The 26,128-nt window shown below is 68.3% G+C and carries 16 protein-coding genes and 1 pseudogene; 11 read left to right on the top strand and 6 right to left on the bottom strand.

Annotated elements, in window-relative coordinates; all coding sequences use genetic code 11:
• Window positions 1-61 precede the first annotated feature (61 nt).
• Window positions 62-1,843 (bottom strand): ABC transporter ATP-binding protein, encoded by a 1,782-nt coding sequence (locus tag ACFYPA_RS21790; RefSeq protein ID WP_359315775.1) that lies wholly within the window; start codon window positions 1,841-1,843, stop codon window positions 62-64.
• Window positions 1,840-3,690 (bottom strand): ABC transporter ATP-binding protein, encoded by a 1,851-nt coding sequence (locus ACFYPA_RS21785; RefSeq protein ID WP_359352838.1) that lies wholly within the window; start codon window positions 3,688-3,690, stop codon window positions 1,840-1,842. The genes ACFYPA_RS21790 and ACFYPA_RS21785 overlap by 4 nt, the downstream gene beginning before the upstream one ends.
• A 260-nt stretch (window positions 3,691-3,950) precedes the next feature.
• On the opposite strand from ACFYPA_RS21785, the gene ACFYPA_RS21780 reads away from it, so the two are divergent.
• The gene (locus ACFYPA_RS21780) at window positions 3,951-4,691 is read left to right on the top strand and encodes a L,D-transpeptidase family protein (RefSeq protein ID WP_359352836.1); all 741 of its coding nucleotides are present in this window, start codon (window positions 3,951-3,953) and stop codon (window positions 4,689-4,691) included.
• A gap of 38 nt (window positions 4,692-4,729) precedes the next feature.
• On the opposite strand, the gene ACFYPA_RS21775 is transcribed toward ACFYPA_RS21780, so the two are convergent.
• Both ACFYPA_RS21775 and ACFYPA_RS21770 read right to left on the bottom strand, forming a co-directional pair.
• A complete protein-coding gene (locus ACFYPA_RS21775) occupies window positions 4,730-7,672 on the bottom strand; it encodes an FAD-binding and (Fe-S)-binding domain-containing protein (RefSeq protein WP_359315783.1) in 2,943 nt (980 codons plus the stop codon).
• A gap of 42 nt (window positions 7,673-7,714) precedes the next feature.
• Entirely contained in the window at window positions 7,715-8,158 is a 444-nt protein-coding gene (locus tag ACFYPA_RS21770; RefSeq protein WP_359083493.1) for a MarR family transcriptional regulator, read from the bottom strand.
• Between the two features lie 237 nt (window positions 8,159-8,395).
• Here ACFYPA_RS21770 and ACFYPA_RS21765 point away from each other — a divergent pair, with 237 nt between their 5' ends.
• Both ACFYPA_RS21765 and mltG read left to right on the top strand, forming a co-directional pair.
• Entirely contained in the window at window positions 8,396-10,204 is a 1,809-nt protein-coding gene (locus tag ACFYPA_RS21765) for an ABC transporter ATP-binding protein (protein ID WP_389133633.1), read from the top strand.
• Between the two features lie 432 nt (window positions 10,205-10,636).
• Entirely contained in the window at window positions 10,637-11,479 is an 843-nt protein-coding gene (gene mltG / locus ACFYPA_RS21760) for an endolytic transglycosylase MltG (protein WP_359352830.1), read from the top strand.
• A 22-nt stretch (window positions 11,480-11,501) separates the two neighbouring features.
• Here mltG and ACFYPA_RS21755 read toward each other — a convergent pair whose 3' ends face one another.
• Complete coding sequence (locus ACFYPA_RS21755) at window positions 11,502-12,593, bottom strand: NAD(P)-binding domain-containing protein (RefSeq protein WP_389133630.1); 1,092 nt, start codon at window positions 12,591-12,593, stop codon at window positions 11,502-11,504.
• A gap of 171 nt (window positions 12,594-12,764) precedes the next feature.
• Here ACFYPA_RS21755 and ACFYPA_RS21750 point away from each other — a divergent pair, with 171 nt between their 5' ends.
• The 6 genes and pseudogenes from ACFYPA_RS21750 (at window position 12,765) to ACFYPA_RS21725 (ending at window position 20,439) form a co-directional block, all read left to right on the top strand.
• On the top strand, window positions 12,765-13,187 hold the full coding sequence (locus ACFYPA_RS21750; protein WP_389133628.1) for a YjbQ family protein: 423 nt from the start codon (window positions 12,765-12,767) through the stop codon (window positions 13,185-13,187).
• A gap of 728 nt (window positions 13,188-13,915) precedes the next feature.
• Window positions 13,916-14,704, top strand: coding sequence for a hypothetical protein (locus tag ACFYPA_RS21745; protein WP_389133625.1), 789 nt, complete (start codon window positions 13,916-13,918; stop codon window positions 14,702-14,704).
• A complete protein-coding gene (locus ACFYPA_RS21740) occupies window positions 14,701-18,915 on the top strand; it encodes a caspase family protein (protein WP_389133622.1) in 4,215 nt (1,404 codons plus the stop codon). The genes ACFYPA_RS21745 and ACFYPA_RS21740 overlap by 4 nt, the downstream gene beginning before the upstream one ends.
• Window positions 18,916-19,559: 644 nt before the next feature.
• Window positions 19,560-19,895: pseudogene (locus ACFYPA_RS21735) on the top strand (transposase); the annotation flags it as partial.
• Between the two features lie 26 nt (window positions 19,896-19,921).
• Window positions 19,922-20,191 (top strand): transposase, encoded by a 270-nt coding sequence (locus tag ACFYPA_RS21730; protein ID WP_389133824.1) that lies wholly within the window; start codon window positions 19,922-19,924, stop codon window positions 20,189-20,191.
• On the top strand, window positions 20,158-20,439 hold the full coding sequence (locus ACFYPA_RS21725; RefSeq protein ID WP_389133619.1) for a transposase: 282 nt from the start codon (window positions 20,158-20,160) through the stop codon (window positions 20,437-20,439). Before ACFYPA_RS21730 ends, ACFYPA_RS21725 begins: the two co-directional genes overlap by 34 nt.
• A gap of 33 nt (window positions 20,440-20,472) precedes the next feature.
• Here the strand turns inward: ACFYPA_RS21725 and ACFYPA_RS21720 are convergent, their stop codons facing one another.
• Complete coding sequence (locus tag ACFYPA_RS21720; RefSeq protein ID WP_389133616.1) at window positions 20,473-20,664, bottom strand: hypothetical protein; 192 nt, start codon at window positions 20,662-20,664, stop codon at window positions 20,473-20,475.
• 107 nt (window positions 20,665-20,771) lie between these two features.
• Between ACFYPA_RS21720 and ACFYPA_RS21715 the strand changes: the two genes are divergently transcribed.
• Together ACFYPA_RS21715 and ACFYPA_RS21710 are read left to right on the top strand one after the other, a co-directional pair.
• Window positions 20,772-20,906: a hypothetical protein gene (locus ACFYPA_RS21715; RefSeq protein WP_389133613.1), complete on the top strand. Its 135-nt coding sequence runs from the start codon at window positions 20,772-20,774 to the stop codon at window positions 20,904-20,906.
• A gap of 369 nt (window positions 20,907-21,275) precedes the next feature.
• On the top strand, window positions 21,276-25,859 hold the full coding sequence (locus ACFYPA_RS21710; protein WP_389133610.1) for a sacsin N-terminal ATP-binding-like domain-containing protein: 4,584 nt from the start codon (window positions 21,276-21,278) through the stop codon (window positions 25,857-25,859).
• Window positions 25,860-26,128: the final 269 nt, after the last annotated feature.

Raw genomic sequence — 26,128 nt, 5'->3', positions numbered from 1 at the left:
ACGACAGGGCGGGCGGGCTCAGCAACGAGCCCGCCCGCCCTGTGTCATGAGCCCGCCCGCGTCAGCCGTGCCAGGACCGCCACAACGCGGCGTACGCACCGTCCGCCGCGACCAGCTCGTCATGGCTGCCCAGTTCGCTGATCCGGCCCTGCTCGACCACGGCGATCACGTCCGCGTCGTGCGCCGTGTGCAGCCGGTGGGCGATCGCCACGACCGTACGCCCGTCCAGCACCCGGGCCAGCGAACGCTCCAGATGCCGGGCCGCACGCGGGTCGAGCAGCGACGTCGCCTCGTCCAGCACCAGCGTGTGCGGATCGGCCAGCACCAGCCGGGCCAGCGCGATCTGCTGCGCCTGCGCCGGGGTGAGCACCAGGCCGCCCGAGCCGACCTCCGAGTCCAGCCCCTCGGCGAGCGCCCTCGCCCAGCCGTCCGCGTCGACCGCGGCCAGCGAGGCCCACAGCTCCGCGTCCCCCGCACCGGTACGGGCCAGCAGCAGATTGTCCCGCAACGAGCCGACGAACACATGGTGCTCCTGGTTGACCAGGGCCACATGCGTCCGGACCCGCTCCGCCGTCATCTGCGACAACCGCGCACCACCCAGGGTGATCTCCCCGGTCCGCGGGGCGTAGATCCCGGCCAGCAGCCGGCCCAGCGTGGACTTGCCGGCACCGGACGGCCCGACCAGCGCCATCCGCGTACCGGGAGCGACATCCAGCGACACCTGGTGCAGCACGTCGAGACCGGCGCGGTAGCCGAAGCGCACCTCGTCGGCGCGCACCTCACGGCCGTCCGGCGCCACGCCGTCGTCACCCGCGTCCGGCTCGATCTCGCGGACCCCCACGAGGCGGGCCAGCGACACCTGGGCGACCTGCAACTCGTCGTACCAGCGCAGGATCAGGCCGATGGGATCGACCATCATCTGCGCGAGCAACGCGCCCGTCGTCAGCTGCCCGACGGTGAGCCAGCCCTCGATGACGAACCAGCCGCCGAGCATCAGGACCGCACCGAGAATCGTCACGTACGTGGCGTTGATGACGGGGAAGAGCACCGACCGCAGGAACAATGTGTACCGTTCCCACGCGGTCCACTCGGCGATCCGCCGGTCCGACAGGGCGACCCGCCGCGCCCCCAGCCGGTGCGCCTCCACGGTCCGTCCGGCGTCGACCGTCTCCGCGAGCATCGCCGCGACCGACGCGTACCCGGCCGCCTCCGAGCGGTACGCCGAAGGCGCCCGGCGGAAGTACCACCGGCAGCCGATGATCAGCACCGGCAGCGCGATGAGGACCGAGAGCGCCAGCGGGGGAGCGGTGACGGCGAGCGCCGCGAGCAGCAGCCCCGCCCACACCACGCCGATGGCCAGCTGCGGCACCGCCTCACGCATGGCGTTGGCGAGCCGGTCGATGTCCGTGGTGATCCGGGACAGCAGATCGCCCGTCCCGGCCCGCTCCAGCACACCCGGCGGCAGGCGCACCGACCGCACGAGGAAGTCCTCGCGCAGATCGGCCAGCATCTCCTCGCCCAGCATGGCGCTGCGCAGCCGCATCATCCTGGTGACCACGGTCTGAATGACCAGCGCCAGTGCGAACACCGCGGCGGTGCGCTCCAGATGAAGGTCGGTGACCCCGTCCGACAGGTCCTCGACCAGCCCGCCCAGCAGGTAGGGGCCCGCGATCGAAGAGATCACCGCGACACAGTTGAGCACCGTGACCACGAGGAACGGCCGCCGGTGGCGCCGCATCAGCTCCCCGACATAGGTGCGTACGGTCGCCGGGGTGCCGACCGGCAGGGTCGTCGCCGACTCCGGGGCGGCCGGGTCGTACGACGGTGGTGCGACGCCGATCATGCCCTCTCCTCGATTTCCTCGATCGTGTCGATCGCGTCGATGTCTTCGTGTCCGTCCGGTCCCGCCGCGACGATCTCGTCGTCGGTCTCACGGGTGACGACCGCGCGGTAACGCGCTTCGTCACGCAGCAGTTCACGGTGGGTGCCGACCGAGACCACCGTGCCCCCGTGGACCAGCGCGACCCGGTCCGCCAGGTCGAGCAGCAGCGGGGACGAGGCGAACGCCACCGTCGTGCGGCCCCTGCGCAGCGCCTTGATGCCCTCGGCCACCCGCGCCTCGGTGTGCGAGTCGACGGCTGACGTCGGCTCGTCGAGCACGAGGGCCTCCGGGTCGGTCACCAGCGACCGCGCCAGGGCGAGCCGCTGACGCTGGCCGCCCGAAAGCGACCGGCCGCGCTCGGTGATCCGGGTGTTCATGGGGTCGCCGTCCCCGTTGACGGACGCCTGCGCGAGCGCGTCCAGGACATCGCCGCACCGCGCGGCCGCCAGCGCGTCCGCGGCGGCGACCCGGCCGGACGACGGCACGTCCAGCAGTTCGCGCAGCGTGCCGGAGAGCAGCACCGGGTCCTTGTCCTGGACCAGGACGGCGGTCCGGGCGGCGTCGAGCTCCAGTTCGTCCAGGGGTACGCCCCCGAGCAGGACCGACGGCAGCACGGGAGCCGCGGCGTCCTCCGCCCCGCCCTCCTGGGCCACGCCCGGCTGGGCATGGCCGCCGAGCCGGTCGGCGAGGCGGCCCGCCTCGTCCGGGTCGCCGCAGACCACCGCGGTGAACAGCCCCTCCGGCGCCATCAGGCCGGTGGCCGGGTCGTACAGGTCACCGGTCGCAGCCGCGTCGACCGTGGACTGTTGTGCGACCCGGTTCAGCGAGAGGACCCGGACCGCGCGCTGCGCGGACGGCCGGGAGAAGGAGTACGCCATGGCGATCTCCTCGAAGTGCCGCAACGGGAACAGCAAGAGGGTCGCCGCGCTGTACACCGTCACGAGCTGACCGACGTCGATCTTCCCGTCCCGGGCCAGCGTGGCGCCGTAGGTGACCAGCGAGATCAGCAGCAGCCCCGGCAGGAGCACCTGGATCGCCGAGATGAGCGACCACATCCGGGCACTGCGCACGGCGGCCTTGCGGACCTCCTGCGACGCGCGCCGGTAGCGGCCGAGGAACAGCTCCTCGCCGCCGATGCCGCGCAGCACGCGCAACCCGGCCACGGTGTCGGAGGCCAGCTCGGTGGCCTTGCCCGCCTTCTCCCGCTGGACGTCGGCGCGGCGCGTGGCCCGGGGGAGGAGCGGCAGTACGGCCAGGGCGAGCAGCGGCATGGAGAGCGCCACGAGCACGCCGAGCGAGGGCAGATAGAGGACGAGCCCGACACAGATGATGACGAGGGCCGCGGCGGCCGCGACGAAGCGGGAGAGCGCCTCGACGAACCAGCCGATCTTCTCCACGTCGCCGGTGGACACCGCGACGACCTCGCCCGCGGCGACCCGTCGGGTCAGCGCCGAGCCGAGCTCCGCGGTCTTGCGGGCCAGCAGCTGCTGGACCCGGGCGGCGGCGGTGATCCAGTTGGTGACAGCGGTCCGGTGGAGCATGGTGTCGCCCACCGCGATCAGCACGCCGAGTACCGCGATCATGCCGCCCGCCAGAGCCAGTCGCCCGCCGGACCGGTCGACGACCGACTGCACGGCGAACCCGACGCCGAGCGGCAGCCCCGCGATGGAGCACTGGTGCAGCAGACCCCACGACATGGACTTGAGCTGTCCGCGGATCTGGTTGCGGCCGAGCCAGAGCAGGAAGCGAGGGCCCGACCGGACGTCGGGATGGCCGGGATCCGAGTACGGAAGATCGCGAATGTGCATGACGTCCCAAAAGATCGGAAGGAGCTGAGATCCGTGAAGGACCTCCAGAAACACGTGGGGGAGTGTGTGGGGGAACCAAACCGCCCCAGCCTCGCTCCCCGCAGGGGCCGAGGCAAACCCTTTTACGCGCCGGGTCCGTGAACGCGGGGCAATGCCGCACCGGTTCACGGAGTGGAGAACGGAGTAAAGATTGGGCACACATTCGCCGCACCCCGCGGACGAGGACGGCCTCGGACGCCGGAGGGTGCGAGCATGGACGGATGCGAATAGCCGGTGCGGTACGAGTGGTGGCTTCGGCGGCCGCCTGCGGAGTCCTGCTCACCACCCTGACGTCGTGCGGGGGCGGCGAGGACCCGGAGAAGGGTGACGCCCGGTCGGCGGGTGCCCGCAAGGACAAGAACGAGGCGCAGACCACGGACCTGAAGCGCATTCCGGACGTGGGTGACCGGCTCCAGTCGAAGATCCCGGACGACTCACGCCAGGTCGTCGCCGTGTACGGCGCGGGCAGGAATGCGCCGGACTCCACGGTCGTGCTGTACACCCGGACCGGTTCCACCTGGGACAGGACGGCCGGCTGGAAGGCCCACAACGGCCGCAAGGGCTGGACCACCAACCACCACGAGGACGACAAGCGCTCCCCGGTCGGCGTCTTCACCCTCACCGACGCGGGCGGCGCACTGCCCGACCCGGGCGCCCGGCTCCCGTACAGCGAATCGGCCGCGATCCAGGCCCCCCGCTACTGGGCCAAGCCCTACTGGCACGACTTCGACTACGTCATCGCCATTGACTACAACCGCGTCAAGGGCACGGCCCCCAACGACCCGACGCGCCCCGAGGGCCAGTCGAAGGGTGGCAGTATCTGGCTCCACATGGACCACGGCAGTGGCACATCGGCCTGCGTGAGCCTGCCGAAGGAGGCCATGGTGAAGCTGCTGCGCACCCTGGACCCGAAACAGCACCCGGTCGTCGTGATGGGCGACCGCGCGAGCCTCAAGGCCTGAGCCGGCCGTCCGCCGGCCGCGTCCCCAGCCTCACGGGGTCAGTACACCTGGGCGGGCCCCGGGCGGGTGGCCCGCTCCAGCTCCATCAGCGCCGAGTGGTACGAACGCCCCGTCGCCCGGTCCATGCCGATCTCGCACATGCGGTTGGCGCACAGATACGCGTCGTAGTCCCGGGTGTTCACCTCGGCGGCCTCCTTCGCCGTGGCCGAGTCCGTCAGCTCCTTGTGCAGCATGCCGCGGTCACCCGCGAAGCCGCAGCACGCCGCGTCGTCGGGGAGTACGACCTCCTCCGCGCACGCCTCCGCGACCGTGCGCAACTGGGCGACATCGTCCAGATGCTCCATCGAGCACGTCGGGTGCAGCACCGCCGAACCGGCCTTCCGCAGCACAGTCAGCTCCGGCAGGAGCTCGTCGGCCGCCCAGACCAGCGAGTCCACCACGGTCAGTTCGTGATGCAACTTCCGGTTGTCCTCGGTCAGATACGGCACCACCTCGTGGGCGATGCCCAGCGTGCACGAGGAGGCGTCGACGACCAGGGGCAGCTTGCCGCCGGCGGTCCAGCCCCAGGCGGCCTCCACGATCCGGTTGGCCATCACGGCGTTTCCGGCGTCGTACCCCTTGGAGTGCCAGATCGTCGCGCAACAGGTTCCCGCGACGTCCTCCGGGATCCACACGGGCTTTCCGGCACGCGCCGAGACGAGGACCACGGCCTGCGGGAGCGACGGGCCGCGATGCCCCTGTGGCCCGCCGAAGATGCGGTTGACGCAGGCCGGGTAGTAGACCGCGCTCGCCCCCGTCCTGGAGGTGCGCGGCAGCTTGCGGGCGGCCGGGCCGGGGATCTCCGGCAGCCATTCGGGTACCAGATCGGGACTCACGGCCTTGCGGACGAGACCGGTGACTCCTCGGAGCAGCCGGTCGTCGATCCGGTCGGCCGCGGCGACGGCCAGCCGGGCCGCTGCTTCGACGGCACGGAAGTTCTTCGCGGTGAGCGCGGCGATCCGCTCCTCGCGCGGCGAGTGCCGCCGATGCCGGAAGTCCTTCATCATGACGCCCGTGTCGATACCGACGGGGCAGGCGAGCTTGCACGTGGAGTCGCCCGCGCAGGTGTCGACGGCGTCGTAGCCGTAGGCGTCGAGCAGTTCCGCCTCCACCGGTGAACCGTCCGGCTGCCGCATCATCTCCCGGCGCAGCACGATGCGCTGGCGCGGTGTGGTGGTCAGGTCGCGGCTGGGGCAGGTCGGTTCGCAGAATCCGCATTCGATGCAGGGGTCGGCCACCGCTTCGACCTTGGGAATGGTCTTCAGCCCGCGCAGATGGGCCTTCGGGTCGCGGTCCAGCACGATCCGGGGCGCCAGGACCCCGTGCGGGTCGATGACCTGCTTCGTCCGCCACATCAGCTCGGTCGCCCGGGGACCCCACTCCAGCTCCAGGAAAGGGGCGATGTTGCGGCCGGTGGCGTGCTCCGCCTTGAGGGATCCGTCGAACCGCTCCACGGTGAGCCGGCAGAAGTCCGCCATGAAGGCGGCGTACCGGTCGACGTCGGACTGCTTCGCCGCGTCGAACGCCAGCAGGAAGTGCAGGTTGCCGTGGGCCGCGTGGCCGGCGACGGCGGCCTCGAAACCGTGCTCGGCCTGGAGCGTGAGCAGCGCCTCGCAGGCGTCGGCCAGCCGGGAGGGCGGAACCGCGAAGTCCTCCGTGATCAGCGTCGTGCCGGCCGGGCGGGAGCCGCCGACGGCGGTGACGAAGGCCTTGCGGGCCTTCCAGTAGCCGGAGATGGTCCGGGCGTCCCGCGTGAACTCATTGGTCACCGAGGTGACGGGCCGGACCAGCTCCAACTGGCGCACGACCGCGGCCGCCGCCTCCTCGTAGGCCTCCTGGCCCGGTTCGTCCGGAGCGCGGAACTCCACCAGCAGGGCCGCGGTCTCCTTCGGCAGCCCCGCCCAGTCGGCAGGCACGCCCTTGACGCTGACCGAGGCGCGCAGGGTGTTGCCGTCCATCAGCTCCACGGCGATGGCGCCCGCTTCGTTGAACAGCGGGACGGCTGCCGCGGCAGCCGTCAGGGAGGGGAAGAAGAGCAGTGCGGTGGAGATCCTGCGGTCCAGTGGCAGCGTGTCGAAGACGACCTCGGAGATGAAACCGAAGGTCCCCTCCGAGCCCACCATGAGACCGCGCAGGATCTGCACCGGCGTCGAACCGTCCAGGAAGGCGTCGAGCCGGTAGCCGTTGGTGTTCTTGATCTCGTACTTGGCCCGGATCCGGGCGGTGAGCGCCGCGTCGGCCTCGATCTCCGCCTTGAGGGCGAGCAGCCCCTCGCAGAGCCGCGGCTCCGCGTGCGCGAGGTCCTCGTCCGCCGCGGGATCGCCGGTGTCCACCACCGTGCCGCTGGGCAGCACGAAGGTGAGGGAGGAGACGGTGCGGTACGAATTCCGGGTGGTGCCGGCGGTCATCCCCGAGGCGTTGTTGGCGACCACGCCCCCGACCGTGCAGGCGATCGCGCTCGCCGGGTCCGGCCCCAGCAGCCGGCCGTGCCGGGCGAGGGCGGCGTTCGCCCGCATGACCGTCGTTCCCGGGCGGATCCGGGCCCGCGCGCCTGCGTCCAGGACCTCGATGCCCGCCCAGTGGTGGCGTACGTCGACGAGGATGTCCTCACCCTGGGCCTGGCCGTTCAGGCTGGTGCCCGCGGCCCGGAAGACGATGTTGCGGCCCTTGCCGTGGGCGTACGACAGGATCGCGGAGACGTCGTCGATGTCCTCCGGAACGACGACGACCTGGGGAACGAACCGGTAGGGACTGGCGTCGGAGGCGTACCGCACCAGGTCGGAGATCTTCCAGAGCACCTTGTGCGCGCCGAGGAGCGCGGTCAGCTCGCCACGCAAGGGTTCCGGCGTGCCCGGTGCGCTGCCGGCGGGGACCCGGTCGTGGGAGGGGGGCCGTGCCACGCCGGGGCGCAGGGCATCCGCATTCGGTTCCAGCAGTGGCATGTCCATACCCCTCGGCGGCTCGGTGCGGCGGTTCGCACCCGGTCAGCAGTTGCGCTCCGGCATTCCGTTGACCAGAGCGGTGAGCAGGCCGCCGAGCACCTCGCGCTGATCGGCGGTCAGCGGAGCCAGGATCTCCTCTGCGGCCGCCCGGCGCGCGTTGCGCAGCGACCGCAGCGTGGCGATTCCCTCGTCCGTGATCTCGATCCGGACCACCCGGCGGCTGTCGGGATCGGCGGCCCGGCGCACCCGGCCGCTGGCCTCCAGCCCGTCGACCAGCGTGGTCACGGCGCGGGGGACGACGTCGAGACGCTGCGCGAGATCCGCCATCCGGGGAGGACCGTCGTAGTGCGCGACGGTGCGCAGGAGCCGGAACTGCGCCGGGGTGATGCCGATCGGCTCCAGCTGACGGCCCTGGATGCGCTGGAGCCTGCGGGTCAGCCGCAGCAGCTGTTCGGCGAGCACGCCGTCGGGGTCGGGGGAGTCCATGACGGGAACAATATCAGGACCTTGTTCATTGTGAGTATAGGTAACAATGAGCTAGGCTCTCATCCAGTCCGACCGAAAGGGCGCTTTCCGGCTGCCGACGACGCTGAATTCCAAGAACTTGCTACGCGTACGGCACGCAGCACCGCCTTCGGCCAGCCCCGCCCACACGCTGGACGCGCACGCTCCGCAGGCGCCCGCGCCCGCCTTCCCGTTGTCGCACGCCTGACGAAGGAGCCCATGAAACCCGACGAACCCACGTGGACACCCCCGCCCCGGGACGCCGACCGGCCGCCTGGCGAGCTGCGCCGCATCCTCCGCCTCTTCCATCCCTACCGCGGCCGCCTGGCGGTGGTCGGACTGCTCGTCGGCGCCTCGTCGCTGGTGTCGGTCGCCTCCCCGTTCCTGCTGCGAGAGATCCTGGACACCGCCATCCCGCAGGGGCGGACCGGGCTGCTCTCGCTGCTCGCCCTCGGCATGATCCTCACCGCGGTGATGAACAGCGTCTTCGGCGTGCTCCAGACCCTCATCTCCACCACGGTCGGCCAGCGGGTCATGCACGACCTGCGCACCGCCGTCTACACGCAGCTCCAGCGGATGCCGCTCGCCTTCTTCACCAAAACCCGCACGGGCGAGGTCCAGTCCCGGATCGCCAACGACATCGGAGGCATGCAGGCCACCGTCACCTCGACGGCGACCTCCCTTGTCTCCAACCTCACCGCGGTCATCGCCACGGTCGTCGCCATGCTGGCACTCGACTGGCGGCTCACCGTCGTCTCGCTGCTCCTGCTGCCGGTCTTCGTCTGGATCAGCCGCCGGGTCGGCCGGGAGCGGAAGAAGATCACCACCCAGCGCCAGAAGCAGATGGCCGCCATGGCGGCCACCGTGACCGAGTCGCTCTCCGTCAGTGGCATCCTGCTCGGCCGCACCATGGGCCGCTCGGACTCGCTCACCAAGGGGTTCGCCGAGGAGTCGGAGCGCCTGGTCGACCTCGAAGTGCGCTCCAGCATGGCCGGACGCTGGCGGATGTCGACGATCGGCATCGTGATGGCCGCCATGCCGGCCGTCATCTACTGGGCCGCGGGAATCGCCCTGCAGTCCGGTGGTCCTGACGTGTCGATCGGTACGCTCGTGGCCTTCGTCTCGCTCCAGCAGGGCCTTTTCCGGCCCGCCGTGAGCCTGCTCTCCACCGGGGTGCAGATGCAGACGTCACTCGCCCTCTTCCAGCGGATCTTCGAATACCTCGACCTCACGGTGGACATCACCGAGCCGGAGAAGCCGGTACGACTGGAGAAGATCCGCGGTGAGGTCCGCTTCGAGAACGTCGACTTCAGTTACGACGAGAAGAGCGGCCCGACCCTCATCGACGTCGATGTGACCGTCCCCGCCGGGGCCAGTCTCGCCGTCGTCGGCCCCACCGGTTCGGGCAAGTCCACCCTCAGCTACCTGGTGCCGAGGCTCTACGACGTCACGGGCGGCCGGGTCACGCTCGACGGGATCGACGTGCGCGAACTGGACTTCGACACCCTGGCCAGGGCGGTCGGAGTGGTCTCCCAGGAGACGTACCTCTTCCACGCCTCCGTCGCCGAGAACCTGCGCTTCGCCAAGCCGGATGCGACCGACGAGGAGATCGAGGCGGCGGCCCGCGCCGCTCAGATCCACGACCACATCGCCTCGCTGCCCGACGGCTACGACACCCTCGTCGGTGAACGGGGCTACCGGTTCTCGGGAGGCGAGAAGCAGCGCCTGGCCATCGCCCGCACGATCCTGCGCGACCCGCCGGTGCTGATCCTCGACGAGGCGACGAGCGCCCTGGACACCCGTACCGAGTTCGCCGTACAGGAGGCGATCGACGCGCTCTCGGCCGGACGTACGACGATCACCATCGCGCACCGGCTCTCCACCGTCCGTGACGCCGACCAGATCGTCGTCCTCGACGGCGGCCGGACCGCGGAGCGCGGCAGCCACGAGGAACTGCTGCGACAGGACGGGCGGTACGCGGCCCTGGTCCGCAGGGACGACACCCGGCTCGCCCCCGTGGCCGGCTGACCGGCCGGGTCCACGCAACGGATGCACGGCGGTCAGGCATGGTCGGGCGCCGCGGCTGGTGACACGCGGCGGCACACGACGGCGCCGCCGCCCCCGTGGGACGGGGAGCGACGGCGCCGGGCGGAGCAATGGTCAGATGAGCCAACCCACGAAGTGGACGACGCCGGCCAGCAGGTTGGTGATCAGGTTCATCGGTGTTTCTCCTCGTACATGGTGCATCTCTGGGACAGCGCAGTCGCGGTCTGCAGCCCGTCGCTTGCGCCCTGTAATCATCAACCGCCGTCAGGCGGTTGAGCAACGAAAGCCGATACGATCACGCGTTCCAGCGAACATCCGATCCCTTGTTCGTGTGTTCAGGTCGCGTGGTGCGTGCCCGCGTGTCGCCGCGGACGTCGCACCGGCGCCGCGATCCGCGCGGGATAGCGTGCGCGCATGGCGCACGATTCCCCGGACACCCGTCCCCGCCGCAGGATCCGCCCGACCCGGCGGGGTCGTCTGCTGCTGCTCATCGGTGCCGTTCTCGTACTCGGGGTGGCCGCCGCCGTCCTCGTACCGCTGCTGACCAGGGAGCCGAAGACCGCTGAGCAAGGTCGCTCCCTGGCCATTCCGGAGGGATGGCGGGCCTCACAGGTGTACGTGGCCGCCGACAAGGCCCTCGGCGAGCCGGCCGGAACCACGGAGAACGCGGTCCCGACGGCGAACCTGCCGCTTCCGGCCGAGGCGAAGGGCAACCCCGAGGGCTATCTCTTCCCGGCGACGTACCCCATCACCTCCGATACGACCCCGAAGAGCCTGTTGCGCTACATGGTCGACACGGCGGTGAGCCGGTTCGGCGCCGACCACATCACGGCCGGCGCGGAGCGCAACGACGTCACCGTCTACCAGACGGTGACCATCGCCGCCATCGTGCAGGCCGAGGCGGACACCGACTCCGACATGGCCAAGGTGGCCCGGGTCATCCACAACCGGCTCGACCGTGGCATGCCGCTTCAGATGGACTCCACGCTCAACTACGCGCTGAACCGCAGCACACTGGACACCACCACGGGCGACACGAAGATCGACAGCCCGTACAACAGCTATGAGCGCAAGGGCCTCCCGCCCACCCCCATCGGCAACCCCGGAGAGCAGGCGATGGCGGCGGCGATCAGCCCCACCCCCGGCCCCTGGCTGTACTTCGTGACGGTCGCGCCCGGCGACACCCGCTTCACCGACGATTACGCGGAGCAGCAGCGCAACGTGGCCGAGTTCAACCGCAATCGCCGCGAGGGCTGAGAGCAGTATGCCGAAGCGCCCCTTACGCGAGCACGGACGAAGCCCGCTCCGCAGCGGGCTCGGCACCCTCCAGCAGCCGGCCGATCGCCCGCACGGCGGCGCGCCCGGCCCGGTTGGCACCGATGGTGCTGGCGGACGGCCCGTACCCCACGAGATGGACACGCCCGTCGCGCACGGCCTGCGTCCCCTCGACCCGGATGCCGCCGCCCGGTTCACGGAGCCGCAGCGGGGCGAGATGGTCGACGGCGGCCCGGAAGCCGGTCGCCCAGAGGATGACGTCGGCCTCGACGACGCGACCGTCGTTCCAGGCCACGCCGTCCGGTGTGATCCGGTCGAACATGGGCAGCCGGTCGAGCACCCCCGACTGGCGGGCGTGCCGCACCGCATCGGTGAGCGGCAGCCCGGTGACGCTCACGACACTCTGCGGCGGCAGCCCACGCCGCACACGCTCCTCGACCATGGCCACGGCCGCCCGGCCCTGATCGGCACCGAACGGCCCCTCCCGGAACACCGGCGGCCTGCGCGTCACCCAGAAGGTGTCCGCCGCCACCTCGGCGATCTCCATCAGGTGCTGCGTCCCGGAGGCCCCACCGCCCATGACGATCACCCGCTGCCCGGCGAACTCGGCAGGCCCCGGGTAGTTCGCGGTGTGCAGCTGCCGCCCGCGAAAAGTCTCCTGGCCCGGGTAGCGCGGCCAGAACGGCCGGTCCCACGTGCCCGTGGCGTTGATCAGGGCGCGCGTGGCATACGTGCCCTCGGACGTCTCGACGACAAGCCGCCCGCCCACGCCCTCGCGCACCGCGCCGACCTCGACGGGCCGGTGCACCCGCAGGTCGAAGGCGCGTTCGTACGCGTCGAAGTACGCCCCGATCACCTCGGACGAGGGCCGGCTGTCGTCAGCCCCGGTCAGCTCCATGCCGGGCAGGGCGTGCATGCCGTGCACCTTGCCGTACGTCAACGAGGGCCAGCGGAACTGCCAGGCGCCGCCGGGGCGCGGGGCGTGGTCGAGGACCACGAAATCGCGGTCCGGCAACAGACCGCTGCGACGCAGATGGTAGGCGCCCGACAGGCCTGCCTGACCGGCGCCGATCACCACGACGTCCACTGAGTGCACCCCGATGTTGTTCACGCTTCTACCAACCGCGGCGATGGCGAGGATCTTCCCCCGGCCTCCGTCTGCCCGTGCGGCTCTCCCCCTGCGACAGGCGGCCTGCCTCCCGCGCCGGCCACGCGGGGCTCGGCACGTGTACGCGCAATCCCGCGGTGCGAGCGGGACAATGAGCCCATGCCCTCTGCCTTCACGACCAGCGTCCTGCACATCACCACGGGTACGACGGAGACCGTCACCGACCTGACGTCCGACTGCGAACAGTTCCTCACCAGGGCCGCCCCCGGCCGCGACGGCCTGCTCAACATCTTCGTCCCGCACGCGACCGCCGGGATCGCCGTCCTGGAGACCGGCGCGGGCAGCGACGACGACCTCCTCTCCACCCTGCATGCCCTGCTCCCCGCGGACGACCGCTGGCAACACCGCCACGGCAGCCCGGGCCACGGCCGCGACCACGTACTCCCGGCCTTGGTCCCGCCGCACGCGACGCTGCCCGTGATCGCGGGGAGGCTGGAGCTGGGCACGTGGCAGTCGGTGTGCTTGGTGGACACCAACATCGCTAATTACAACCGTCAGGTTCGTCTGAGTTTCCTCGGCTGACCAAGATCGTTCAGCGGGGGCGTGGCCGCCGATTCTCCGTACTATGCACGCTCGAACGGAGAGAAGAAATGCGCGGTACGGACCTCAATGCGATCGGACGACCCTACGACGGATGAGGCAAGTGCCTGCTCGGAGTGCGGCGGCTGTCGCGCGTGAAGCTGGCGACGTCTTCGCCTGAGCGCCAGCGCGAAAACGTGCTCACGGCCGCCGCCTCCTCGGGGCTTACATCATCGGTTGGGCGGACGACTGGGAGGTCTCCGGCGCCACGGATCCCGTGACCCGCCCAAGCCTGGGCTCGTGGCTCCGTGACGAAAGGGCGCTGCTTGGCTTCCTGCTCCCCTGCCTGCAGCTCCTTCACGGGAGCCGGTACGGCCAAACTGGAATGGCAGCCTCCGAATCCCCTCGATCCTTCTCATGTCCTGCCGATGACGAAGCACATGTAATGCGTGGCGATTTCGGATCCTGCCAGCGCCGCAGCCTCGAACCACATTTGGATACCGTTCGTGAAACTGGAGAGTAGGAGGAGGAGTGCCTCTTCGGCGCTTGTGCCCCACTACGCTCGCGCCAGGAGCACCGGGACGCACATGAGGGGAATTATGAGCCGGGTTGTCGTAGTGCACGGAGTTGGGAGGCAACTTGACACCGCTGAGACCCTGTTGGCGGAGGTAGAACCGGCTCTGCGTGGAGGGGTCGGACTCGCGTTGCGTCGTGATCCCACTCTCAAACAGTTGGCGGACGGCGACATTGCCTGCGCTGGATACGGTGACGTCTACCGGCTGCCTGGCACGCGCGGCGAGCCGTACTACCGGGCGGAGGACGTCGAGCCGGGGTTCGAGACTGAGCTGCTGGAGGCCTGGTGGCGCGAGGCTGCCCGGCTGGATCCACGCATCCCCGGACCCGACACCGGTGTCCCGGCTGGTGGCCTTGGCCCAGCCCCCCGCGGCACCGTTGGCTACCTGGCCTCCCGGCCTTTGACCGTGAATCGTGTCCGCCGTGCCCTGCATGCCCTCACCCGCACCCGCTTCTTTGGTGCGGCTTCCGACCGGCTGCTCATTTCTGACCTTAAGCAAGTACATCGCTACTTCACAGAGCCCGAACTGCGGGCCGCTGTAAGGACACGGGCCGCGGAGCTGATCACGCCCGAGACTCGGGTGGTCGTGGGCCACTCGTTGGGCTCGGTGGTTGCGTACGAAGTGTTGTGCGCGCTCCCGCCGGGCCGGAAACCGCTAGCCTTGGTTACCCTAGGTTCCCCGCTGGGGCTGGCCAGCCTGGTCTTCGATCGTCTGCAGCCCGCACCGCAACAGGACGGTAAAGGTGTCTGGCCAGCTCCCGTCGACCGATGGACCAACCTGGCCGATGGCGGCGATGTGGTTGCCCTGGTTCGCGAACTCGCGCCTCAATTCGGCTCGGAGGTTCTGGACCTGCCGGTCGACAACGGCGCCGAGATGCACAGTATGCGGGCATACCTGACGGCGGTGGAGACCGGAACAGCGATCGCCAATGGCCTGACCCGGTGACGCATGGCCTGGCCACGAGCGTCTCAATGGTGGATGTGAGGGACGCCATTCCTGTCGACGAACTCAACCGGTACGTTTTCGCCTTCGGTGCCGACACATTCACGGAGGACCGGACACTCGAGCCTCTGCCCGGCGTGCCCGATGACCTGCGCCGAATCAAATCCCTTTTCTCTTCTATCGGGTACGTCGAGATCCTCCAGGAACTGACCGGTGCGCCCGATGCTCAGCTGGTGCGCACCGGTCTGGAGGACTGGCTCAAGGCGGAAGAGCGCTGCAAGGAAGACGTCTTGGTCGTGTATTACGCCGGGCATGGCCTACGGGACGACCGCAGCCACCGACTCACCTGTCGTAATAGCAGGCATAACCGTGTGAGCACCACTCTTGCCACTCGCGAGCTCGCGGACTTGCTGGCTGATACACGGGTCGGACACGCCCTGCTGATTCTAGACACCTGCTATGCAGAGCTGGGTGCGGCCGAGATCGCCAATGTCACGGGCCAGCTGGTGGATTCCCGGCCTCCGGACGCCGACGGGTTGTGGCTTATAGCTTCGGCGCGCTCCCGCGAACTGGCGTACGATCACGCCTTCGTTACCGCTCTGGAGGCCGCGGTACGCGCGGGTACGGCCGGCATGCGGCAGCGTTACCTGGACGTCCCCACGGTGACCGACCAGGTCAATAGTCATCTCCGCGACTACAGCCCGGACCAGTGCGCCAGCTATCACGCAGTATCCGGCCGGGCCGTCCCGCCGTTCCTGCCAAATCCGAAGTACCGGCCAGGTCTGCCCGACGAGACGATGGACGTGCAGTCACAGCGGGAGTGGACAGCGCACTTCGGTCCGCGGGGCCGCGGAGTGGAGTATGCGAGCGAGCCGGGTGACTGGTTCGTTGGGCGCCTGCAGACTTTGGCTACCTTGGCGGGATGGCTGCGCGGCCCTGCCCACGATGCACGCGCGCGGGTGGTGACAGGGGACCCTGGGTCTGGAAAGTCGGCTGTCCTGGGCCGACTGCTCGCGCTAGCCCGCCCGGACCGCCCCGAGGCGCCCGCGCACTTGCTGCCCCCTCTTGGTTCGGTGACGGTCTCCGTGCATGCCCATGGCGCTACCCTGGAGAGCCTCACCGCCCGGTTGGCAGTCGCGCTTGACATAGAGGCAGACAGTCCGGCGCAGCTCTTGGCCGGGCTAACCGAGTACGGTGGCCCGCTGCGAACGGTCTTGATTGACGCGCTGGAGGAAGCGGGCACAGGGGTCGCGGGGCGGGAACCGCACCGTATTGCACGGGAGTTGTTGCGGCCGCTGTCCGCGCTGCGTAACTTGCGCCTGCTGATTGGGACCCGGCGCACGATGATTCCCGAGCTGGGCCGGGCTATCGAGGTCATCGACCTGGACACTGACGCGTACACCGGACGCGACGACATTGAACAGTATGCGCGGCGAACGCTGGTCAGGATGCCGAGCAGCCCGACAACCGACGACAGGGAGGCCATGGCCGTTGCGGTGGCTCGACGTGCGGGCCGCTCCTTCCTGGTGGCTCGGATGACCGTGCGGGCCTTGTTGCACGGTCACCTGACGCCCGACACGTCTCAACCGGGCTGGGAGTACGAGCTGCCCTCCGAGGTCGGCCAGGCCTTTGACGCCTACCTGGCCCGGTTCGGTGAGGACGAGCAGCGGGTACGGCGCTTGCTGCGACCCCTTGCCTATGCGGAAGGCGCGGGTCTGCCATGGGACTCGCTGTGGGCTCCGCTGGCGGCGGCCCTGTCTGGCGAAACGTGCAGCAATGACGACGTGGACTGGCTACTGAGGCACGCGGGTGCCTACGTGGTTGAGGTGCCAGAGGGCGAGAATCGGTCGGTGTTCCGGCTGTACCACGAGGCGTTGGCCGAGCATTTGCGCGACGCCCGGCGCAGCCGCGAGGACTATCGACGGATGACGGCCGGGCTTATAGCCTCGGTGCCACCACGGGGCGACGGCGATGGCCCGGACTGGGAGCGTGCGCATACCTACGTCCATTCTTATTTGGCGGGTCATGCGACGGCATCGGGTGACCTTGCACGTCTGCTGCGGGACCCGTGGTTTTTGGTGCATGCCGAACCTACTGGTCTGTTGGCCGCGATGGACGGCGTACAAGGCGGAGAAATGCAGCAGGTCCGCACGATGTACCGCACCTCGGCCCATCTCTACCGCGATCTGTGCGTACACGAGCGGGCCCAGGTGCTGGCTGTGGACACGGCTCGGTACCGGCTGGAGGAGCACAGGAAGAGGCTGGGGCAGAGGCTGGAATGGGCGCCGCGGTGGGCGACCGGGTCCCAGACGAGCAACCTGTTCCGGGGAGAGCTGAGCTCGACGTCCGACGACTCCTTGGTCGCGGCGGAGCTCAACGGAATGCCGGTCGTGCTCAGCGCGCAGCACGGAGGGCCGGTGCAGATCTGGGATCCGGCGCAGCACATCTGTGTGGCCACCCTAGACGGGCACACGGGTACCGTATCGGCGATGGCCTGCGCAGAAATGGATGGCGTCACGCTCGTCGTGACTGCGTCCGACGACGGAACTGTGCGCGTCTGGGACCTCGCACGTACCACCGAACTTCGAAGGTTCGTGGTGCAGAGTGAGTCCGAGATTGCCCGCAGGGCGGAGGAAGGCCGGGTGCAGACTGCCGTGGCTGGTCTAGCCTGCGCCCGAATACATGGTGAGGTGCTGATTGTCGGCTGTGCTCCGGATGGATCGGGCTGGACGCGAGAGCTGATGTCCGGCGAGGTCAGCCGAACGTTTCCGCGAGTGTCCAACGCAAGCAGTTCCCGCCTTGCGGTCCTATGCCTGGAGACGCAGGGGGTGGCCACCGCGCTTGTCGGCTCACCACATGGCCCGTTGCGGCGGTGGAACCTTGAGTCCGGGGAGTGGTCGCAGCTTCGTGACTCTGAGGACTGCCGGACCGTGGGGAGTGTTGCCCAGGGCGGCCGCGACCTTGCGGTGCTTGGCTACCGCAAGGGGGAGCTACAGTTCCGCGACCTGGCTACGGACACCGTCGTCTCTTCTTGCCGTATCGGGTCTGGTTGGCCCACGGCCATCGCGTTTACGGAAGTCTACGACCGCGCGGTCATGGTGGTGGGATACGGGGACGGCTCGATCGAGATGAGGGAACAGCCGGCCGGACGGTTGCTGGCCCGGCTCAACGGTCATGAGCAGTGGGTGGAGTCCATCGTGATCACAAGCGTAGACGGCCGACCGGTGGCTGCCAGCTCCGACAGCACTGGATCTGTCCGTTTGTGGAGCTTGGAAGAGCAAAATGAGAGGGGTGAGCTCCAGGGTCATTCCAGCTTGGTGTCGATGGTCGCGTGCACTGTGGTTAACGGCGTCGCCGTCGCCGTGTCGGCGAGTCACGACCACACGGCTCGGGTATGGGACTTGGCCTCCGGAAGAGCACTGCTGTGCCTCGAAGGGCATACCGGTTGGGTGGAGAGGGTGGCCTGTGCGACGGTTTCCGGTACAGCGGTCGCGGTGACCAGTGGGGATGACGACACCGTCCGAGTGTGGAATCTCGTGGACGGGTCAGAGACCGGAAGAGCCGAGGTGCGAAGTGACTCGGGATTGCAGTTGCTGGCTTGCGGGCACATTGAAGGCGCTTCGGTCGCCTTGGTCGGGCGGAAAGGCTTCGGCATGGCTCGTACAGCCGTCTGGAACCTGGAAAGCCTACAGATCAGTGGAGCCTTTGAGATGGCGTCCTCATTCGACCCATCCTCGGCCTTTGTTCTTGTGGACGGACGTCTCCTTGCCGTGATCGCGACGGATGGCTTGGTCGAGTCAACCGGGCGGCAGGTAGAACTCTGGGATCTCACTGACTGGACAAGGGTAGGTGACTTGCAGGGTCTAACCGATCAGATCAACGCCCTGGCATGTGGCACCGACGGACGCGATCTAGTGGTCTTGGTGGGCACGGCCGACAATGGCGCCCAAGTGTGGGATCTGCGGACCCGGCGGCTGCGTCATCGGCTTGGTGACGGTTGGGTGTCTGACGTGGACCTAGGCTACCTAGATGGGATGCCGGTGGCCGTTATCGCTAACAGATGCACCGTGGGTATCTGGGACTTGAGCAACGGCAGGCTCCAGTACGAGATCCGAATGCCCGTCACCCCTGATGCGGTCTCCCTTGCCCCTGGCGGCGAGCTCGTCGTCGGCGCCGGGTACGAAGTGATCGTCGTGGAGCGTTATTGCGTATAAAATGCCAACTGGACCGAATTGCTAGCTTTTTCGCCAAGAGTCACGGGCTTCCGATGACACAGTACGTGGGTGGTGCGATCGGGGAATTTGACAGTTGCCTTAACGGAGTTTGGTGGATACAAACACGAGCAACACTAACCGCAGTGTCCGCCTCAGTTTCCTCGGTCCGTGAGCTGCTCTGGTGCGACTGTAGGGGGAACCTCCGGCCGTACCAACTGAGTAGCAGCAAGGGCGCCGGTGAGCCTGTCACATCTGACGGCGGGTTCTTCGTCTGCTGGTGGTGCACTCCTCTACTCGCTTTTGACCTGCGGTTAAGGCTAAAACGAATGGCGTGACGCCGAGTTGGTCCGCTTCTTGTCCGGATCGTCGCGTGCTGCCCGAGGCGCTGTCGAGTGAGTCACCGGGCTACCACATGGCACAGGTAGTTGGAACCGTCTTGTGGCGTCCACGTGGTCCAGGGCGGGGATATGTCCGGAAGGTCGCGTAAGTCCGCGATCTGATGACTTTGGCGGGGCCGGGTGGTCCCGCCAGGGGCTGAGGGCAGAATCGGGCGACTGAGACTCAGATATCCGAAGCCGCCGCCGACAGGCAGTTCCCGCAGGAGTAATTGGGCGCTCGGGTCCAGCAGCTGGCGGACTCGGCGGATGCTGCCGGTGCCCCGCTCGCGGGCGCGGGCGGGCTGCTGCAGTCGGCTGTCGAAGGCCCTGCTCGAACGGGACTTGCAGACCGAGATGAGCGAACACCTCGGTTACGAGAAGGGCGATCCGGTCGGCCGCGGCACGGGCAACTTCCGCAATGGCATCGCCGCGAAGACCGTTCTGACCTATGTCGGTCCGGTCGAGGTGGAGGTGCCAAGGGACCGCGACGGGGACTTCGAGCCGCAGATCGTCCCGAAGGACCAGTGGCGCCGGTCGGGCTTCGATGAGCAGGTCCTGGCGCTACACCCACACGGCATGACAGTCCGTGACATCCAGTCCCGCATGGAGAAGATGTACGGCACCGACGTATCGCCGGACCTCATCTCGTCGGTGACCGAAGCCGGTCACCGACGAGATCACAGCATGGCAGTCGCGCCCCGCTCGGTGCGGTCCAGTCGGTCGTCTACATCGACGCGCTGTGGATCAAGGGGCGGGAGGGCAAGATCGCCAAACGTCTCGTCTATCTCGCCGTCGGCGTCGACCTGGACGGCTGCGAGCATGTGCTCGGTTTGTGGATCAGAACGGATAGCGAGGGCGCCCGCCAGTGGCTCACCATCCTGGGCGAGCTGAAGGCCTGAGGCGTCGAGGACGTCCTCGTGGCCTGCCCGGACTGCCGGACGCGATCAACGCGGCCTGGCCCCGCGCCACGGTCCAAACCTGTGTGATCCACTTGGTCAGGACTCGCTCCGCCACGCGTCGAAGGCCGATCACGGCAAGCTCGTATCGCCCCTGCAAAAAATCTACACGGCGCCAACCGAACAGGCCGCCCCGACGAGGTACGGGCTCCCAGCTGCACCTCCACCCAGCAGCTTGTCGACCGCACTAACTGCTACGGCACCCTCGGCCGCGACGAATACCACTACCAGCCGCGCAGTTGCTGGGTGAACGTCGCCGCTGCGGAGGCCGGATTCCCGGGGAGGGCCGAGCGTTGCGTCGGGTGCTGGACAAGCTCCGTGACGAAGGAGGCGTCGACCTCGCCCAGGACGTTTACGTCATCAGCCCGTTCCGGGCTGATGTCCGCGGCGCGCAGAAGGCCTGGCGGGGGCACCACTCAGGGTAACGAGGTCGACATCGTGATCCTCGTGCACAGCAGCGACCCCCGCCGGCCCGGCGCCCGCACCTGGGCCGCTTCTCGGCCCAACCTCCTCGATGTTCGCCGTGAGCCGTGCCAAACGGCGGCTGTTCGTCATCGGTAACCGCGACGCTTGGCGCGACCGGCGCTACTTCTCCACCCTCGCCGAATCCCTCCCCGCCCAGGAATGGACTCCACCCGGTGTGCCCACCGGACGGTGATTCCTAATGCAGGGCCTTTCGTGCGTGAAACCGACCGCTGGAGCGGGGCAGCAGCCGCACAGTGCATGGTCCGCCAGCCGGGGCAGCCGGGGTGTCTTCGCCGAATAGCACGCTGGTCTGACAATGTGGCGCACGTTTCAGGTGGTTCCGGTCGTTCGCGTACAGCAGTCTGAGCTGACGTCCGACTGCACGCGCGGACCGCTGTATGCGGCCTGACGTGCACATGAAGGCTTCGCGTCCGGGTCTTCGGGCGCCGATTTTTGGCGGGATTTCGCTGGTCGCGGCCAGATAGATCCATCCCAGGCCTGAATCTTAGGGCGGGGCGTGGGGAGCGCTCTTGTCTACTACCTGCAGGGGGAGGATTTCGAGGTGGCTGAGGACGAGGAGCTCATCGGGGCGGTGGAGGCACTGCTGTCGGATCCGCGGACGGATCCGGGTCTCGATATCGAGACCGTCGAGCGGGCGTCTCGAGCGGTGAGGCTGCTGGATGAGGGCCTTCACGATGGTCCCGGTGTCTTCCGGCTGATGGCCGAGGGAGGGCAAAGGGGTGCTGAAACCCTCTCATCGGATCGGCTACAAGTCCTCTCCGAGATGGTGCAGAACGCCGACGACATGGGGGCCAGCCAGGTCCGATTCGTTTGGCGCCCTGAGGAGCTGCTGATCGCTCACAACGGCAATGGCGTGCGACTGGCAGACATCCTCCTTCTCGGCCTGCCGTGGCTGAGTGGCAAGACCTCCGATGCTGAGGCTACTGGCCGATTCGGCATCGGCCTGGCAACCTTGCGCGCTCTCGCGACTACCTGGGAGGTGCATTGTCACCCCTTCCACGTGAGGTTCTCGGACCTCACGATCAGCGGGGTCGAGCCGCTGATGATGCCGGAGCCACTTGCGGGTCCCGAGTGGACAGTCTTCCGGATCCCCCTGACCTCCGATGTGCTGTCCGCCGCGGAGCTCTTTGAGTGGTTCGAGACGTGGAACGACAGCTCATTGCTTTTCCTCCGCCATGTCAGGCGGGTGGAAGCCCTTCACGACGGCGGCGCCGAGCAAGGCCAAGAAGGTGAAGCGCCGCCGGTGGTACTCAGGTTGACCTGGACGGAGATCGACCGACAAAGGCTTCGCATCGGCGGTGAGGAATCGGACGTCCGGATCCGTGAAGCCCGAACGACCGGTGGGGCAGTGTGGCGGGTCTATGACACGTCCGTCGCACCGCGTGGCACAAACGCGCGCCAGCACAAGGCGGTGGGATCCTCCATGCCGGTTGCCGTCGCACTGCCGATGGGGGAGCCGGCGAAGGGGAGCGTGCACGCCGGGCTACCGGTCGCCGAGTTGAGGGCAGCAGCACGCGTGCACGCCCAGTTCGACCCTGTCGTCAGCCGTGAAGGATTCGCTGCCAGTCGATGGAACGAGGACCTCGTTCCGCTCGTGGCCGACCTGTGGGGCGCGGCCGCCCTGGATACGCTCGGCCACGTCGAACCGTCGGCTTGGCATCTCGTTCCGCTGCCTTCACCGTCCGACCCGTTGCCCGCCATCCGGCTTCAGGACCGCATCCGAGCCGCGATGATCGACCGATCCCGGTCATGGCTGGCCTCCCAGCTGCTTCTGCAGTGCCCGGATGGGACGACGAGGCCACTGTCGGACTTCGCTGTTGAGGAACCGCAGTTGTCGGGCGTGCTGCACGACGAGGACATTGCTCGGTTGGCCAAGCTGCCGAGTTCGTTTCCACAGCGTGCCCGTGACGACGCCCACCAGTGGCGCGAGATCCTCGCTGATTGGCGTGACAACGGCGGCGCCGGCCTTGCCGAGGAAGTGTGCGTCAGGGACGCGCTCCTGTCGCTCGACGATACCCAGTACGCCACCGGACAGACCATCCACCTCACAGCGGTTGCCCTTAGTGAGGGGCTCGACTGGCTGGTACGCAGCCGCCCATGTGTCATCACAGCCGACGGCCGGCGTCTGCGCCCTGGGGCAGCCGGCGTGGCGTTTGCGGAGCACCAGGACGCGGAGCCACGCGGAGGTGTTTCGTTGGACGAACTGGGCATCGTCAACGACCTCCATCCCGAGTACGCGCAGGACTCGCCGTGGTCCCGCCGCGTCCTGGACTGGCTCCGGGAACAGAGCAGCCTCGTCCAGCGCGACGACACCGTGGCTCTACTGCGCCGCATCGAGCAGATGGGGCGCGCCAACGAGAGGATCGGTGGTAATACAGGGTGCAACATCGAGCAACTCGTAGCGCTCCAAAGGGCCTTGAGCGAGGTTCCCAAGAAGGTGAGTGATCGCCTTGGCCCTGGGATCGGACTGGCCGTGCTCCTCGACGGCTATACGTACGACTCCGAAGGTAACGAACAGCCGCGCCGGGTACGGCCCGGCCTGGCCTACCTCCCTCGGGCACTGGAGACCACTGACAAAGAACGATTCGCCGTCGCGGCGGGCAGAACGCCCGGCATCCCGTGGGTAGACCGTTCGTATGCCCGTACCTTGCTGACCCGAGGGCAGTGCGGTCTGAGCGGTACAGCTTTTCTGCGTCTGTTGGGAGTGGCAGATGCGCCCCGGCTCGAAGAGCCGAAGCAGACATGGGCGACCAAGAAGTACGCGTCCTACACCCGGGTTGGTCTGTCGCGCGACTGTCCGTCCTCACCCGCCGCTCGCAAGCGCGTGCTGCGGCAACTTGGCGCAGACTACACACTGGATGATCGGGTCAGCCCTGCCCTGGACGCCGTGATCGAGCACATCATCGCCGAACAGAACCCAGTGGAACGCCGACGCAGAACGGCGGCTTTGCTGCTGACGCTGGACAAGTCGGGCCGGGTCAACTCCACCGAGCACGCAGAGGTACAGGCGGCTTACGCGTACCACGGATGGCAGGTGCGCGGTCAGACAGCGGCTCTGTGGGTGTGGCTCCTGCGAGAGACTGCCTGGCTGGAGGACACCAGCGGCAGACTGCGCACTCCGGGCCAGGTGCACTTGGCCACGCACGACGCACTGGCACTCTACGGCGAGGACGACCCGGGCTATCTACACCCGGACATCCAGCGACCGGTGGCCAACCGACCCGAGACACTGACGGCTCTCGGCGTACACGGGAACCCCGAAGTCCCGCAACTGAGCACACGGTTGCGGGACTTGCGAGCGCGGTCCGCAGCACCAGATGCTGTGGATGACCGGCTCAGAGCGGAGGTCTACCTCGTCTACAAGGCGCTGGCCGGCAAGCTGAGAAGCCAGACGGGAAGCAGCGCACAGTGGGAACTGGCGAGCGAGATCCGGGCTGGCTTCCTGGGCGCCGATCTCGTGCTCACCGACCAGGGATGGCAGCGATCCGCGGGCTGCTTCCGCGGCCCGACGATCTTGCGCGGTTTCCGGCCCTTCACCATCCCCGATCCCGGACTCGACCCGCTCTGGAATGCGCTGCGGATCAACGAGCCACAGCCCGAGGACCTGGTGGAGGTACTCAAAGAGATTGCCCGGCATAACGCATCACTCTCCGGGGATCAGCAGCGCGTGTCCTTGGAGGCACTGAGATCCCTTGCCGAGACGGTCACTTCGGCCGATGCGAGCATCTCACCCGGACTACGGTCCAAGCTGCGCTGGCTCCCGCTACAGACCAGCCTCGGCTGGACGAAGAAGCGCCCCGTCTACGCGATCGACCACCCTGGCATCGCATATGCCCTCGGTGAGAGCCTGCGCATCTGGCAGCCAGGCGGGGACCTGCAGCAATTCGTTGGCCTGTTAGGCCCACTCAGGGTGCACCGACTGGAAGTATCAGCGGCCTCGGTGGTGGCCCCAGACCGCGCCCGTCCGGACCGTCAGCTCACTGAGGACTTCCGGTGGGCGGTCACGCGGTTGCAGGACACCCTCGTACGCGACGAGCCAGGCGTCGCCCAAGCCTACCACGATTGGGTCGTACTTACGGAGCTAGAAGTCCGGGTTCTGCCGGGCCTGCAGATCCAGATGAGACCGGGGCACGGACACGAAGTAATCGAGGTCCGCGTTGACGCGCACGTCGATAGGAAAGCAAAGGCACTCTTCCTCACGGCTCCCGAGGCACTGCGAACCAAGCGGGGAGCCGGTCTCGCTGTAGCGTCACTCTTCCTCGCAGAACGGGCTCGCGTGGGGCATCACTGGCGCGACATCTGGGAAGCAGACGGGGCGCAGGAGGCCGCCTCCGTCCCGCTCGTCTCGGCCGCCCAGCAAGACCACGAGGACCGTCAACGACTGGCTGCCCAGCTCAAAGAACGCTCCGTGTCGGAACCCTCAGGACCCGCAGTGCCCATCCAGAGACGCAGTGCTGAAGCGCCACCCGCCGTCCCGACGCCTAGCCTGACCGTTCTGCCTCACCTCCAACCGGCGACCGTAACCCCTGGCGCATCTAAGGCACTTGTGCCCACAGGCCGCAAGCTGATCGCCGCGGCCGACCTGGCATCCCGCGTCCCGCAGGTCACCCGAAGTGGCCCATCGGCGGGGGCGTCTCGTCCTGCCTGTACCCCGGGAAACCGGAGGGCCGACTCTCTGTCCCAACCGCGCCCCGGCGGGGCGACGCCCTCCGAGCGTTCCGGGCTGCTCGGCTACCGTGACTCCGACAAGGAGAAGATCGTTCTCGACCTGCTCGCCCAGATCCTTAGCGACAGCGGGCAGACGCTTGAGGACCAGCGCGGTGTCCAGCGCCTGGGTGCGGACGCTGTCGACTCCACCGGCCACTTCTACGAGATCAAGGCCCACGGCGGCGGCGAGCCTGCGGATGTCTCCCTCACTAGCGCGGAGCTCACGCGCGCACTGGCCGAAGGGAGCAACTACTCCCTGGTCATCGGGTCTTGCCTGGAGGAGGGCACCGGAACGCCGACGCTTCGGATCATCACCGATCCATTGCGCTACTTCGAGGTGGAGTCCATGTCGGAGGTCAGACTCAAGGGCGTACGCGACACGGATGCGGAGACCGATGTGTGGCAGTGGCCGAGCTGAGGCACGGGATGTCAGAGACGCTGCGCTGGTCGCGACCGAGTGAGCGCAGGATCTGGCACGTCCGTGGCGGACGGGACGGCGCCCTGGTCTTGCCGCAGCTCAGACAGGCCGAGTTGATCGCTCTGCTGTTACAGGCACACTCATCTGCTGCCGCTGGCTTACGAGGTGACGCAACGGAACAGTCGGGCCGAGGCCGAGCCCAGAGCAATGCTCAGGACTTGTGAATTGGTTACGGACGGAAGATGATCCCGAGAGATGCCCATGAACAA

The sequence above is a fragment of the Streptomyces sp. NPDC005775 genome (assembly GCF_042871565.1).
Classification (GTDB): Bacteria; Actinomycetota; Actinomycetes; order Streptomycetales; family Streptomycetaceae; genus Streptomyces.
The sequence above is the reverse complement of the archived record's forward strand: the minus strand, read 5'-3'. Positions and strand labels throughout refer to the sequence as shown.

Bases quoted from the DNA above. Each gene is read 5' to 3' on its own strand.
- mltG (WP_359352830.1), top strand. From the start codon at position 10,637: ATGGCGCACGATTCCCCGGACACCCGTCCCCGCCGCAGGATCCGCCCG.
- ACFYPA_RS21770 (WP_359083493.1), bottom strand. From the start codon at position 8,158: ATGGACTCCCCCGACCCCGACGGCGTGCTCGCCGAACAGCTGCTGCGG.
- ACFYPA_RS21750 (WP_389133628.1), top strand. From the start codon at position 12,765: ATGCCCTCTGCCTTCACGACCAGCGTCCTGCACATCACCACGGGTACG.
- ACFYPA_RS21780 (WP_359352836.1), top strand. From the start codon at position 3,951: ATGCGAATAGCCGGTGCGGTACGAGTGGTGGCTTCGGCGGCCGCCTGC.
- ACFYPA_RS21790 (WP_359315775.1), bottom strand. From the start codon at position 1,843: ATGATCGGCGTCGCACCACCGTCGTACGACCCGGCCGCCCCGGAGTCG.
- ACFYPA_RS21775 (WP_359315783.1), bottom strand. From the start codon at position 7,672: ATGCCACTGCTGGAACCGAATGCGGATGCCCTGCGCCCCGGCGTGGCA.
- ACFYPA_RS21765 (WP_389133633.1), top strand. From the start codon at position 8,396: ATGAAACCCGACGAACCCACGTGGACACCCCCGCCCCGGGACGCCGAC.
- ACFYPA_RS21785 (WP_359352838.1), bottom strand. From the start codon at position 3,690: ATGCACATTCGCGATCTTCCGTACTCGGATCCCGGCCATCCCGACGTC.